This is a genomic window from Porphyrobacter sp. AAP82, from assembly GCF_000331285.1.
Lineage (GTDB): Bacteria > Pseudomonadota > Alphaproteobacteria > Sphingomonadales > Sphingomonadaceae > Erythrobacter.
The window spans coordinates 51,644-64,613 of the sequence record NZ_ANFX01000040.1; the positions used below are offsets into that span (position 1 = coordinate 51,644).

The window sequence follows — 12,970 nt, forward strand, 5'->3', positions numbered from 1 at the left end:
TTGCGCTTGTCGACGCCTTGATCGGCCTGGCCATGACTGCGGTGCTGTTGGCGCTTATTGTCGATTTGTTGACGGCAGAAAGCGCGCAAAGCCGCCGCTTCATCTCCCGCGGCCAAGCTGCGGTCGAGCAGCTGCAGGCACGCCGCATCTTCGTTACCGAAGCCGCGCGGGCGACTGGAACTGCTGACGCGCGCCAACTTGGCGCATTGCGCATCCTCCCTGATGCGCTGGTGCTGCAAGGCCAAGGCAGTGCGCAGCCTGTCTTGCGCTGGACAGCGGGGCGCGCCAGCTTCTCTTACAGCCATGACGGCTCCATATGGCGCAGCACGAGCGATGATGCCGAAAGCGACATTGTGCGCTTCACCCTTCAGCGAGGCGATCAATCGCACGTGTGGATCGCACCGTGACCGGAGATGCCAACCACGGATTTGCCGCACCGATGGCTGCGCTTGCTGTCGCGCTGCTCGCACTGGGACTCGTCATGTCGCTACCGGCCAGCGACCGGCTGGGACAAGAGCTCCGCCACGCCCGTGCTCAGCTCCATGTTGAACGTGTGGCGTTGAGCGCGCAAAGCCGGGTCGTCTTTTTGATGTTGACCGAACCGGTGGGACAAAACGGTCTTGAGTTTGGCGGACCGCGCCTTGCTCTTGACGGAAGCCTGGTCAGCGGTGAACTTCCGAGCATGCGACGGACCATCCTGTTCGATGGACGCCCCTATAAAATGAAAATCGACAGCACGAATGAAGTCATCGTTCGCCTACAGGATGAAGGCGGGCTGATAAACTTGCATCAAGCTAGCACGACCATCCTGTCAGATCTGATTTCGGCCTGCGGCATTACGGGTCCGAGGGCACAGAATATTGCCGCAGGCATCTTGGCTGATCGCAGTCGCACATCTGATTTCGATTGGCGAAAACATGTGCGCGGCGATGAGCGCCGCAAGCTGGAGGCTGCGACAGCATGGCGACACCGCGAGAAGCCCGGCCTTTATCTGCCGACTGCTCCGCCATCAGTGCTGCTTGCCCTGACTGGCAGCGAACGCCGAACTCGCCAAATCCTGGAACTACGCGAAAGAGACCAAGATATTTCCAAAATGGTATTATTATACAACAAAAATGGAAATATCATTCAATATCCTTATAGACAAATGGGATCGATTACGGCGCATATTCGGATGAGCGTGCAGATAAGTCATGACCGGTTAACCAACACTTTACCTGTCTATCTCTATCAATCGACACTTGAGCTTGATCGTGACGATCCTGCCTTATCCTTTATTGCAAAAGGCCCGATAGTCGATGCTGGGTATCAATCCGAGTGCTTTCCGTTTTTGGAGGAAGCTGCCCAGCCGCTCCCCGAACGGTGATCGGTGGGAGACAGATCTCTCCGGAGGCCGCTTGGTTGCCCCCGCAATCATTCCCCGCAGTCTTTGCCGCTTTGAATATTTCGAACGCCCCGCTCAACTTGGCCGGCAGGAATTTGAGGCCGCCTGCCTGCTCCGCGCAGAGCATAAGCCCCCCTTCGTAGATGCCGGATCGATCGTCATCGGCGACCGCGACGGCGTCGGGATCTGGTGGTGGGATGCCGGCGCATGGGCCAACATGACCGAGGCTCCGCAGAACAGAGCCAGTCGCTATCTTCCGGAAAGCCTGTGCGCCAACCTGCCTGATGGTTGGCATCATATCAGTCTCGACACTGGTTATGAGGCCCGGCTTGTCCGGCGGCAAATGGTCGTCGCCTCCGTCTGGCGGCGGACAGCGTTTATTAAGGCCGAATGGCAGGACATTGTCGCGCTTGCCGAGCCAGGTGGGGATGCTGGAATCCCGTTGCCTCCGGCAGCGCGCATCGAGCGATCGCATTTGACCCCTCAGTTGCGTGGCGGAAGGGAGCTACGGCACCCGATGGCCGCTGCCGAGAAGCTGCTGCTCGTCGGATTGCTGCTTGCGTCGATCCTTGGCGGATGGTGGCAGGGCGAGGCCGCAACATTGGCGGAAAATGCCACCCGCAACCAGGCGGAGGCCGTGCGGCTGGAACGGTTTACCGCCAGCTACGAACTCTTCGCCAGGATCCGCTCCGATCTACAGGAATTGGACGCTGCGCAGCGCGCATTGGGGCGAACGAGCACTGCCACCGACTTGGCAACCATTCTTGCTCAGGTCGCCAGTGCGGGCCTGTCGCTATCGTCGATGCAGCTTGATCGCGAACAACTGCGCATTTCCGTCCAGACCCAGGGCGATGTTGAACGGCTACGCGCTGTCGCTACGCAGATCGAGGCGCTTCCCGGCTTCGTTCATGTCGCCGCGCAGGACGGTGAAAGCGCTGGCGAAATGATCCTTTCGGCAAAGGTAGAGCCATGATCGCCAGCCACCTCACCGCACTTCTGGATTGGCGTCCCGATGATCGGGAAAAGCGTCTGCTACAGCTTCTGCTCGGCACTTTTCTTGCCGCGTGGCTCTATATCTCCGCCGACACGCGGCAAAATGCCGCAGCGTACGATGTAGCTGCAAAGGAAAGATTGGCAGAAGCACGCTCTCAGCTCGATCTGCTTTCGAACAATCAGTTGCCTGCCGAAATTGCAGCGCAGAAAAAGCTGCTCGCGCAATCCGTGCTGATCGACGCGACTCCTGCGATCAGCAAGATAAGGCTGCGTGGCGAAATCCTGAATCTCGCCAGCAGGGCTGGCCTCGCCGGGCCAGTCATCATCGATAACGACACAATTGATTCTCTAGCGGAAGACAAGAGCGCCAAACAAGGCTTCACCGTACTGACCGCAACTGTTGAGTTCGATTTTGACTGGCCAGGGCTATTGCGCCTGCTTGAACAGGTAGAATACGACGGCCGCAGCTACTTCATCGACGGGTTCGAAGTAAGGCAGGAGGCCGACAAGCGCCGGATGCGCGTGACGTTCCGCGCGCTACACAACAAGCAGGCGACAGAGACATGAACCGCGCACTTCTCATCGCCGGCAGTGTCGTGCTGGCCGGGATCGCATTTGCCGCTGGCCGGATACTTGGGAACTCCACTGGTGCAACAGATGTCTTGCAAGACGCCTTCGCTCCAAAGCCTGCGAGCCTTGACGATCCTGATCTAAGGGCGAAGGCGGCTCGCGAACAGTTGGCCGAGCTCCCGCAAACGCTTTGGGTTGCGGCACCGCCTGATGATCCGGCGCGGGTCGATGGCCTGGCGCTGACCACCGATGTGCCGGTCATGCCGGCAGTGCCCGGAAATGCTTCAGCCGCAGCACCCAAGCCGCCGACGATCGCTCCCGCGCTGAGCGCCGATCAGATTGCTGGACTGCTGTCACGAACCATAGCGGCGGTGAAGCGCAGCGATGGGGTTGCCAGCGTGATTGTGATCGACAACGCCAATGGCATTCGACGGACGCTGAAGGTGGGCGACCTGTATCGAGACGGCTGGCGCGTTGAACTCATCGATACGCAGTCGATAACGCTTGGGCGAAAGTCCGCAAAAGCAATCGTTCCTGTGGGATTCGGTTTGCGCAGGCCCGTGCCAACTACGCCCTATCTTGCACCGGCGGCGAACACGGTCAGTTCCGCCGGCATCCGATCGGCCAATCCTGGCACCCGCCCGGCTTCCTCCCGGCCGCGTCGGCGCATTGCGCGTCCTGGCACCTCTGATGAACAGAAATAATGATGCAGATGATCATGTCCAGCACCGCGATTGTGGCGATTGCCATTGCGTCGTCCTCCGCCGACGTTCAGCCGCGTATTTCCATTGAGCCGCTGATGCTCTCGGATGAGGTATTGGCGTTGCCTGTCGATACACCTCCGCCACGCCCGGTCGAACGGATCGAGCAGCGCACAACGGTGTTGATCGATGCGCCCGTGACAACGGACCAAACTGCGCCCCTGAGCGATGCCGATCTGATGGCTCTGGTCCCCGACAAGAGCGTGGCAGCAAGCCTGCCCCCGCAACCGCTCGGGCAATTTGCCGAAACCGTCCTGGGGCAGATACTGGGCGTGCCCTATATCATGGGTTCGGGTGTTGCGCAGAGACGCGATCTTGTGAGCATGAGTGGGCCGCAGGAGATGTCATCGCGGCAATTCCTGCGGCTCGCCGAGAAAGCGCTGAATCAATACGGGCTGGAGCTCGTCCAGCTGGGCGGTGCAGTCCTTGTGCGCGAGGCACTGGCAAGCACCGGCGCTCGACAATCGAAGACCGGCGTCACTCGGATCGTCGCGCTCGGCGAAATCGCTGCCGGCCCGGCGGCCGGGATCCTTGCCGATATTGTCGAACACCAGGGCGGGATTGCAGTTCAATCCTTGCCCGATGCCAATGGCGTCATGTTGCAGGGCGACGATGCCGAAGTGGCGAGCGCCAGCAATCTGCTCGCCGGGATGGACCAGCCGCAATATGCGGGCGCGCGGGTTGCCAGGATCGCCCCGCTGCTCTGGAGTTCGGAGGCGCTGGCGGAAAAGCTGCGCGAAGTGCTGGCAAGCGAAGGCTTCTCGATCGGATTTGCTGGCTCTGGCGGCACAAATCTCGTGCACCTGTCGCGCCCCGATTGCCTGCTGCTGTTTTCGGATGATGCGCGGCTCTTCAACCGCGTCCTCTACTGGGTCGAACAGCTCGATTCCCTTGAAGGATCCGGCGGGGATCATGCCGGGTTCTTTGTCTACCAGGTGCGTAACACCACGGCCGCTGAACTGGGCAGTCTTGTCGGGCGCGCGAACGGCGAGGGTGACCTGAGCACTTTTGCCTCGCCGCAGGGCCGGATCGACGACCCGGCGCCCCGCAGCGCAAGCGGCAAACAAGCGTCGGGGATGCAGCAGTTGGGCCTGCCACAGCCGAACTCGGACAATGAGGGGAGCGGCGGCAAGGTCATTGTCGATAATCCCGGCAATCGCATCCTGTTTCGTGGCACCCGGCGTGAATATGCGCCTCTGCTTCGCCTGCTGAAGGAGTTGGATGTCGCCCCGAAACAGGTCCTCGTCGAAATCACCATCGCCGAGGTTGCATTGACCGACGAGACGCGTTTCGGGATCGAATGGTTCCTCGATCGGCAAATGTCGAACGGGTCGGTCGAGGCAACCACGACCGGAGGCCTCGTGCGGGAGGCCGGCGGACTGGGCCTCACGTTTGCAAGGGGCTTTGCGCAGACCTCAGTGACCGCCGCCTTGAATGCGATCGCGACCAATCAGAACCTCAATATCATCTCCACGCCGCGGCTGCTCGCAAGGTCGGGCGGCGAGGCGCAGATCCTGATCGGTAATGACGTGCCGATCATCACTTCGCAGCGCGCGGCGGACATCCAGTCAAATGGCGACACCGATATCCTTCAGACGGTGCAGTATCGCCAGACGGGCGTGATCCTCAACATCCGCCCTGTGGTGTTGAGCAACGACCGGATCGACATCGAGATCTTCCAGGAAGTGTCAAGCCAGCAGCCCAACGTCACCTCTAACATCGGTAGTCCGATCATCAGCAATCGGTCGGTCACGACGCGGCTGTCGTTGCGCGAAGGCATGACGGCGGTGCTTGGCGGGATGATCCAGGACAGCGCGTCCATGGGCCAGCGCGGTGTGCCCTTGTTGAAGGATCTGCCGCTTCTGGGGAGGGCATTCCGCGTCGACAGCGCGACCAAGCGCAAGACCGAATTGCTCATCCTCGTGACACCCAAAGTGATCAGCGAAGACCGGACGATGCAGAATGTGGCGTCCGAATTCAGCGGATCAATCAACGGCCTGATGAATGGCCGCGGCCAGAAGGCCTTCACCTTGGTGCCCTGGGTTCCGGGGAAGACGATGCCCCTGCACAGCTACTCACGCTTCGAGAACAGCAATTAAAGGTCTGGAATCATGAAATTGAATGCCACTGTCACCCGGGCGATCATTGGCGGCCTGGCCGTGTCCGCAATTTCTGGAGGCGTGTATCTCACCTATGCGGCGGGTGAAGGAAATCCGGTCAACACAGAAGAACCTGCGGCCGATCCGTCGCTGGGGTCGCCTGTCGAGCTGAAGCTGACCGATGCGGACGGCCGGCCGTTCGATCTTGCCTCGCTCAAGGGCAGGCCGGTTGCGGTGTTTTTCGGCTTCACCCAGTGTCCCGATTTCTGTCCGATGACGATGCAAAAGCTTTCGATCATGCGCGAACGGATCGGCGCGCCGTTCAACGATCTGCATATCCTGTTCGTGTCGCTTGATCCCGAACGCGATTCGCCCGAAGCGCTGAAGAACTATTTCAGTGCCTTCTCGCTCCCTGTCACAGGATTGACCGGGAGCGCTGCCGATATCGCTGCCTCGGCGAAGCAGTTTGCCGTGGTCTATGAAACCGTCCGCTACTCCGAGACGGATTATGCGATCGACCACACCGCAGCGATTTTCCTGATCGACCGCAACGGCAAACGCGCAGGTGCAATCGGCTTCGACGCCGACGACCTGGAGTTCCAGAACAAGCTCGAATCGCTCCTCAAATAGCTTCATTTTGAAGGTCTGGGATAGAATTCGCAGTTAAGCTTCGATCTTTTTTAGATTCTTACAGAAAAATGGCCTTATCACTGTAAAGCAAAATTCTTCGCAAATTGTTCAACATAGGATTCTTGCGATCATATATTTTCAAATTGAAAAGCAATTATTCAAAAATCGAATTTTTGTTGTCCGAATTTGGGACGTATGCGTTCGGGTGTATGGGATTTCTATAGACCCAGTTAATGGGGTCCTTGAATTGATTCGCATGCATCCGAAGTGAGAGTTAGCAAAGTGGATAGACGCAAGTTCATGAAGGTTGGTGCCGCCGCGGCCGGGGTTGCGGCCTTCCCCGCGATGGCGAGCGCGCAGACGACCGGCGGCATGTTCGATCTGACAATCGAAGCCGTCGATTCCGAGATGATCGACGGCGTTTTCGTCTTCAGCCTGATGTTCTTCGATCGCAGCGAGGAAGGCCGCCCGATCCTCGAAGTCACCGAAGGCGAAGTCGTGACGATCAACGTCACCAACCTCGATACGCGGCCACACGGCTTTGGCATTCCCGGGATACCGGCTGCTTCGGTCGCGTCGATCCCGCCGGGCGGCAAGGCGACCGTGCGTTTCACCGCGCCAATCGCCGGCAGCTACTTGTATATCGACCCCACGCTCGCGCCGCTGAACCGCATCCTCGGTCTCTACGGTGCGTTCATCGTTCATCCCGCTCTGGGAACGACCGCGTCGGGTTCGCCGACGCCGCTCAGCCGGGCGACGCACACGCCGGCAATTACTGCGCTTTTCGATGCGCTCGGCAACTCGGAACGGTTCCCTGGCAACAAGTGGGTGCCCCATGATGTCGAGCGCGACAAGGTCTGGGTCTTCTCGCAGGTCGATCCGCTCATCGCGGAACGGGTCGATGCAGGTGAGGCCGTGCCTCCGGCAAGCGTCGTGCCCTCCTTCGTCCCGCGCTACTTCATGATCAATGGCCTGAGCGGCTATGACGCAGCGCCGCACAAGGTCGATGCAACCACCGACTGGTCAAAGGGTGCCGGGCGGATCATGCCGCATGGTCGCCAAGGCCAGCCCACGGTCATTCGCAACATGAATGCCGGCCTGTGCAGTCATAGCCCGCATATCCATGGCAACCACGTCTTCAAGCTGACCGAATCTCTTCCAAGCGGAGCGATCTCGGTAGCGACATCCATCTACGAACTGGATTCCTGGCCGCTGCCTCCGCTATCGCGGCAAGACCTTTTGCTGCCCTTTGAACGGCCCCGCGACGCTCCGGTCTGGCCGCCGAAGGATGAGCCCTTTCCGATGCGCTACGTGATGCACTGCCATACGGAAATGTCGCAAACGGCTGCCGGCGGCAACTATCCGCAGGGTCTCGTCACCCATTGGGAAATGACCGCCTCCCTCTGACCCCGCGACAAATCTAATCATTCAGGAGTTTTGCCATGCAAGCGGCAGATTGGACAAAAACCGGGGTCCAAGGTGAGGTCACCTATGCGACCTTTGGATGCAACCCCTTTCAGGAATCGAACTTCCCCACCCCCGACCGGGTGAAGCCTGACGTCAATGTCGAGCGTCAGATGGAGGTGAGCTATGATATCACGGCACCGGACGGCAAGAAGATCCGTCTGTGGACCTTCACCGATCCGCTCGCTCGGACCGAAGCGGGGCGTGCGCCGATGTATCCGTCGCCGACGATGCGCTTCCGCCAGGGGCAGATCGTGCACAGCACGCTCGAACCGAAAAAGAACGCGCATACCATCCACCACCACGGGATCGAACCGACGACCGTGAATGACGGCGTCGGGCACGTGTCGTTCGAGGTGAATGCGCGCTACACTTACCAGTTCCAGCCGACCCGCGCAGGAACATTCTTCTATCATTGCCACCGCAACACGGTGAAGCATTTCGAAATGGGCATGTTCGGCATGCTGATCGTCGATCCGCCCGAAGGCCCCGGGACATTGTTCAGCGGCGGCCCCAAGTATGACGTCGAGAAGATCTGGTGCCTCGACGATATGGATTCGCGGTGGCACGATAACCCGAACCATGATGCAGGCCTGTGCGGCGAGGATGTCGGCTTGAACATTTTCCGGCCCGACTATTTCTTCCTCAGCGGCGTCTTCAACAACCGCACGACGACCGATCCGCGTGCGGTGATCAATGCGAAGCTGGGTGAGACGATCCTCATCCGGCTGCTCAACGCCAGCTATTCTGTGCTTGAAACCACCATGGCGCTCCCGGGCACATGCCATATCATGGATGGCTGCGCCCTGGGAATTGAGCCCTGGAACGCACCATTGCCGCTCCCGGCAAACCGACCCTTCATCATGTCGACCGCGCAACGCCGCGACATCATTATCCGCCCGACCGCGCGCGGCACGTTCCCGGTGCGCTTCCGGTTCCTCGACTGGATCACCGGACAGGTTCAGCACAATGGCCGCGGCATTGTTGACACAAGGATCATCGTATCGTGACAACCCCCGCAATCTTCCTCGCCAGCGGTTTCACGCTCTCTGGCGAAACGGCCCTCGAAACAGCGCGACTGGTCACCGCTGACGATCGCATTGCCGGCTACCATCGTGGCCATCTGCCGCCGAACCCCGACCAGCTGGGCGGGATGTTCAACTTCTCGAATCTGGCGGGGCGGCCGGTCACCGATGCCGATTTCAAAGGGCAATGGACATTGCTCTATTTCGGCTATGCCCGCTGCACCGATAGCTGCCCGATGGCCATTCCGGCAATCGCGACGGCGGCCAAGGATTTGAGAGATATCGGCATCAAGACGAATGCTGTCTTTGTCGATATCGAGGCACCGGCTGTCGGCTATGTCCGGCGTCGTTCAAGCAAGGCAGCCGACGCTGCGGGCCATGTGCATTTGATCGACCGTACTGCTGCCCTGCGTTCATTGCAGCGCAGCTTTGGTTCGGAATTGCAGATTCTCACCGGAACGCGGGGCCAGCTTTCGGCTGCCACTGCGGCCTTTCGGGTGGCACGCGAACATACGCCCCCACGGGCTGGTGAGCGCGGCCACAGCATTAATCATAGCTCGCTGATCTACATACTCGATCCGCGTGCCACGGTGGCCGGCTATGGTTATCACACCTCCACGCCGAAAATCCTGATTGAAACTGTGCGAAGGCTGAAAAAGGCAAAGTCGTGAAGACGATGGTCTTGTTGGCGCTAGCGGCAGCGCAGGTCTATGCGTTGCCCCTGGCGGCCCAGACATTTGAACGTTCGGGCCGACTTATTGTAGCGCCCGAAGGACGCAATGTCGCCGCAGCACAGGTTGCGGTGGCGCAGTCACACCTATTCGGCAGTATGCTGGTATCATACCGGATCGTCCGGCCCGGTGTCGCCCGCGTCAAAGTTGCGACGCGCACGGAATCGAAGGTTCTCGAAATTGACTCCCGAACCTTCGAAGCCCGGCTGATCCACCACGTTGCATCAAGCACAGCGTTGCCGAAGGGCACGCTCGTGTGTCGCAGCTACGCGCCGATCGATGCAATTCTTTTGGCCGGCAAGCGGCATTTTCCAAATGCCGAATTGGAGGTTCTTCCGCCTCACCGTCCAGGAATGGCCTGGCGCGCAGGTGTCAATGGGCGGCTCCTGGCGGTGACGTTCGACAAAAAGGGTGTCGCGCGTTTCAGCCCGTCGACGATCCGATAGCGAGCGATGGAAAGCCTAGCCACCGCAATGATCCAGGTGCTGCTGATTGCCAGTGCATTGGTGTTGATGGGGATTATGGCCTGGAGTGATGCACGCTCCTTTCTCCTGCCACTCGTTCCCAATATCATCTTTCTGGTTGCCGGACTGATCGTCGGCCACCTGGCATTTGGCATATCCATAGGCAGCGCGCTGATCGGCGCCGGTGCTGGCTATCTTGGACTTTCCGCTGTCGCTGTAGCCTATCAAAATCTGCGCGGCCGCGAAGGCATGGGCGGCGGCGATCCCATTCTGCTGGGCGGGATCGGCGCCTGGCTCGGCTGGCAAGTGCTGCCAACGATATTGCTCTTCGCCGCCTTGTTCGGCCTGGCTTATGCCGTGCTGCAGCGACTATTCGAGCCACAGCGGATAGATTGGCAGGACCAGCGCATTCCGCTGGGTTCCTGTCTTATCTGTGCTGCACTCCCCGCCGGCGCGACGCTGCTTATTGCGGGCGGGTGACGCGCTGCCTGACGTACAGCAGCCTTTGCCTGAAGCGGCTTCAGGATCAGCACCGCAGCAGCGCCGAACATGTTCGTGCCGAACGCCCTTAGCCGAACTCGAGAGACATGGCGGCATAGGTAGATGACAAATCCGTCTCCGCGACAACCCCGAAATACATCCTTCGGCACCCGAAAACCGGGGCGAGGCCATAGCCGAGGGCGAGTGTTCTTGCGGCAAGATTAGGCTCAGGCACGTCGATCTGGATCTGCTGGCCCTCCAGTTTGGCGACAAGATCGGCAATCAGCGCTTGCGCGGATAGTGCATCCTTGGCGATCACCGGGCCGATCTTGAATCCTGTCACAGCCGGACGGGCAAGGCCGAAGCCCACAAGCTCGCCGTCGCGCAACACGCACGAACACAGAGTTTCCTTGCGTTCCAGCCACAAGCGCAGCAAGCCGGTGCGGTCATAGGCCGTATGTTCGCGGTCGAGGCTGAGGACGGCATCGACGTCCGGAAGACCGTCGAGGCGGAGCGCGGGATCGATCGGCGGCACAACCGCGCACGGGGCGACCCCTTGGTAACGCGTCGTTTCGTGGCGCGGCTTGAAACCGCCCGCCGCATAGAAGTGCTCCATCGCAAATACGCCGTCCATTGCGATAACCGCACCGGGGGCAAGCCGCCCGCGTAGCCGTTCGAGGCGTTCACGCCAAAGCAGCCGGCCAAAGCCCAGCCCGCGAAATTCCGGGTCAACGATGAACAGGCCCATGAAGCCGAAACCTGGATTGTGCCGAAAAATGCTGCCGCCTGCGATCATTGTGCCGCGATAGCGGAGCGCGACAAACGCGGCTGGATCATACGCCCAAGCGCAGGCAAGATCGAAGGCTCCGGGATTCCAGCCCTCCGCTCGAGCCATCGCGAAGAGCCGCTGCGCTTCCGTGTGCTCCATTGCACCTATACTGATGCCCGCCAAGGATGGCGCCGCGTTTGCCATGATTACCCCACCTCAAATGCTTGCGCCGTGTTGATGTCAGCATGCTGGTGCGAGTGACGATGCAACACCCGCATGCCCGAGATTCACTCACCGCACAGATCGGTTGTCCCGGGGCGACAAGGCCCCGCGAATGGTTTCGATGGGTTCCGAGAGCATTTCGTAGGCCAGCACGCCGGCAGCGGCGGCAAAAGCGCAAGAGACAATCAAGCTCGCAACGTAATTCATTCGGGACGATACAATGCGGCTCTGTTCGTAAGCAGACAGCGGGGCTGCTTTATAAGGTCTCCGCAAAGTCGCAGCTCTGTCTTTTTCGCCTGCCTTTGTAGCAAAATCGGGCATTCCCGCCGGCCGAATGCCGGCAAGGCCCGGGACATCGATCTCATCTTGCGTGCGAACGCCAAAGACCTGATTGCCCGACCAGGCAACTCTGCCGATGATGACAACGCCGCCCTTTCGGATCTCCACATAGTGACCACGTGGCGGCGGCGTGCTGGAAGAGGCAAGCAACCCTCGCTGCGAGACGTTGAGGATCATCACGGGTGACTCACCACCACCCGCTTTCATCCGGGCAGGGACCATAATCCGTTGGCGGCGGTCCCGAGGCTTCTTCATTGTCACAGCCGCAACAATAAGCAACTTCTGCGGTCAAGCGCTATACCTCTGAAGGATATATCCTAAGTAATATCAGACAATTGCGACCGCGATCTCGCCTTCGATCAAACGCTTGAGACGATTACGCCGCAGTCAAGCCGTCGTTGCGGCAAATCAACCAAGCCGGCGCGGCCTACGACCCATGCCGCAGGACCCAGCTCGCGCCATGCTCAACCCGGTTCGCCGACCGGTGTGCGTCGAAGACACTTTGGCCCAAGGGTGGACACGGAACCGCCGAACGCATCATGCATGCCCAAGCAGGCTCTTGCTGATCTGTCGCCATTTCACAATTCAAGGCTATCAAGGAGCATTCGCCGCATAACGCGCCAAGGCAGCCATACGAGCATCGCCACCGGACGAAAGACGCGCGGCAGCCAGAGCAACCCGCCGCCATAAGGGCGATTCCACAAGGCCCAAGCTGTACGGCTGAAGCCACCCAAACCGGTTCCGCACCTTAGCAGATTGCGCATGTAGGCTGCCGTCTCGGAAATGTTCTGGGGCCCTGCTGGTCCACCCGTCATTCCGATCCGGTTGATCTGGGCGTGGCAGTAATCAACAATTCGACAGGTGGCCGGATCGCGCTTGATGTCCGCCAACAATGTCGATGGCAAGTCGATACCCAATATCTCGTGCGACAGCAAAAGCATGACGTCACCACAACGACCCGCACCATTCTTTGCTGTGGACCGGCGTGCAAAAGGGACCCCGTTAGCGGGGTGATCGGCGTCTAAAAGGGACCCCTCAT

Annotated in this window: 15 protein-coding genes; 12 read left to right on the forward strand and 3 right to left on the reverse strand. The window is 59.9% G+C overall.

The genetic code is table 11. The annotated features are described in order from the left end of the window. Positions 1-17 precede the first annotated feature (17 nt). From D620_RS0113250 to D620_RS15385, 12 genes are all read left to right on the forward strand, one after another. On the forward strand, positions 18-407 hold the full coding sequence (locus tag D620_RS0113250; RefSeq protein WP_155800168.1) for a hypothetical protein: 390 nt from the start codon (positions 18-20) through the stop codon (positions 405-407). Then, positions 404-1,366, forward strand: a complete 963-nt coding sequence (locus D620_RS16455; protein WP_155800170.1) for a hypothetical protein — start codon at positions 404-406, stop codon at positions 1,364-1,366. The genes D620_RS0113250 and D620_RS16455 overlap by 4 nt, the downstream gene beginning before the upstream one ends. Beyond that, entirely contained in the window at positions 1,299-2,357 is a 1,059-nt protein-coding gene (locus tag D620_RS0113255; RefSeq protein ID WP_017666305.1) for a hypothetical protein, read from the forward strand. Before D620_RS16455 ends, D620_RS0113255 begins: the two co-directional genes overlap by 68 nt. Continuing rightward, positions 2,354-2,944, forward strand: coding sequence for a hypothetical protein (locus tag D620_RS0113260; protein ID WP_017666306.1), 591 nt, complete (start codon positions 2,354-2,356; stop codon positions 2,942-2,944). The genes D620_RS0113255 and D620_RS0113260 overlap by 4 nt, the downstream gene beginning before the upstream one ends. Further along, on the forward strand, positions 2,941-3,651 hold the full coding sequence (locus D620_RS16460; RefSeq protein WP_155800171.1) for a hypothetical protein: 711 nt from the start codon (positions 2,941-2,943) through the stop codon (positions 3,649-3,651). The genes D620_RS0113260 and D620_RS16460 overlap by 4 nt, the downstream gene beginning before the upstream one ends. Beyond that, the gene (locus D620_RS0113265; protein WP_017666307.1) at positions 3,651-5,807 is read left to right on the forward strand and encodes a secretin N-terminal domain-containing protein; all 2,157 of its coding nucleotides are present in this window, start codon (positions 3,651-3,653) and stop codon (positions 5,805-5,807) included. The genes D620_RS16460 and D620_RS0113265 overlap by 1 nt, the downstream gene beginning before the upstream one ends. 12 nt (positions 5,808-5,819) lie before the next feature. Continuing rightward, a complete protein-coding gene (locus tag D620_RS15375; protein ID WP_051020625.1) occupies positions 5,820-6,437 on the forward strand; it encodes an SCO family protein in 618 nt (205 codons plus the stop codon). A 300-nt stretch (positions 6,438-6,737) separates the two neighbouring features. Then, positions 6,738-7,844 carry a multicopper oxidase domain-containing protein gene (locus D620_RS0113275; RefSeq protein ID WP_017666309.1) on the forward strand — a complete coding sequence of 369 codons (1,107 nt, stop codon included), beginning with the start codon at positions 6,738-6,740 and terminating at the stop codon, positions 7,842-7,844. Between the two features lie 35 nt (positions 7,845-7,879). Then, positions 7,880-8,911, forward strand: a complete 1,032-nt coding sequence (locus D620_RS15380) for a multicopper oxidase domain-containing protein (protein ID WP_017666310.1) — start codon at positions 7,880-7,882, stop codon at positions 8,909-8,911. After that, entirely contained in the window at positions 8,908-9,597 is a 690-nt protein-coding gene (locus tag D620_RS0113285) for an SCO family protein (RefSeq protein WP_017666311.1), read from the forward strand. The genes D620_RS15380 and D620_RS0113285 overlap by 4 nt, the downstream gene beginning before the upstream one ends. Beyond that, entirely contained in the window at positions 9,594-10,103 is a 510-nt protein-coding gene (locus D620_RS16465; protein ID WP_155800172.1) for a hypothetical protein, read from the forward strand. The genes D620_RS0113285 and D620_RS16465 overlap by 4 nt, the downstream gene beginning before the upstream one ends. Before the next feature lie 27 nt (positions 10,104-10,130). After that, positions 10,131-10,601: a prepilin peptidase gene (locus D620_RS15385; protein WP_051020627.1), complete on the forward strand. Its 471-nt coding sequence runs from the start codon at positions 10,131-10,133 to the stop codon at positions 10,599-10,601. A gap of 88 nt (positions 10,602-10,689) precedes the next feature. Here D620_RS15385 and D620_RS15390 read toward each other — a convergent pair whose 3' ends face one another. The 3 genes from D620_RS15390 to D620_RS16475 all read right to left on the reverse strand — a co-directional run. Beyond that, complete coding sequence (locus tag D620_RS15390; RefSeq protein ID WP_081596608.1) at positions 10,690-11,574, reverse strand: GNAT family N-acetyltransferase; 885 nt, start codon at positions 11,572-11,574, stop codon at positions 10,690-10,692. Between the two features lie 87 nt (positions 11,575-11,661). After that, positions 11,662-12,108, reverse strand: a complete 447-nt coding sequence (locus D620_RS16470) for a hypothetical protein (protein ID WP_196795293.1) — start codon at positions 12,106-12,108, stop codon at positions 11,662-11,664. Positions 12,109-12,509: 401 nt separating this feature from the next. After that, positions 12,510-12,970 (reverse strand): hypothetical protein (locus D620_RS16475; protein ID WP_233992079.1); only part of this gene is annotated, 461 nt, incomplete at its 5' end.

Bases quoted from the DNA above. Each gene is read 5' to 3' on its own strand.
- D620_RS15375 (WP_051020625.1), top strand. From the start codon at position 5,820: ATGAAATTGAATGCCACTGTCACCCGGGCGATCATTGGCGGCCTGGCC.
- D620_RS15390 (WP_081596608.1), bottom strand. From the start codon at position 11,574: ATGGCAAACGCGGCGCCATCCTTGGCGGGCATCAGTATAGGTGCAATG.
- D620_RS0113265 (WP_017666307.1), top strand. From the start codon at position 3,651: ATGATGCAGATGATCATGTCCAGCACCGCGATTGTGGCGATTGCCATT.
- D620_RS15385 (WP_051020627.1), top strand. From the start codon at position 10,131: ATGATCCAGGTGCTGCTGATTGCCAGTGCATTGGTGTTGATGGGGATT.
- D620_RS16460 (WP_155800171.1), top strand. From the start codon at position 2,941: ATGAACCGCGCACTTCTCATCGCCGGCAGTGTCGTGCTGGCCGGGATC.
- D620_RS0113275 (WP_017666309.1), top strand. From the start codon at position 6,738: ATGAAGGTTGGTGCCGCCGCGGCCGGGGTTGCGGCCTTCCCCGCGATG.
- D620_RS0113255 (WP_017666305.1), top strand. From the start codon at position 1,299: ATGCTGGGTATCAATCCGAGTGCTTTCCGTTTTTGGAGGAAGCTGCCC.
- D620_RS16470 (WP_196795293.1), bottom strand. From the start codon at position 12,108: ATGATCCTCAACGTCTCGCAGCGAGGGTTGCTTGCCTCTTCCAGCACG.
- D620_RS0113260 (WP_017666306.1), top strand. From the start codon at position 2,354: ATGATCGCCAGCCACCTCACCGCACTTCTGGATTGGCGTCCCGATGAT.
- D620_RS15380 (WP_017666310.1), top strand. From the start codon at position 7,880: ATGCAAGCGGCAGATTGGACAAAAACCGGGGTCCAAGGTGAGGTCACC.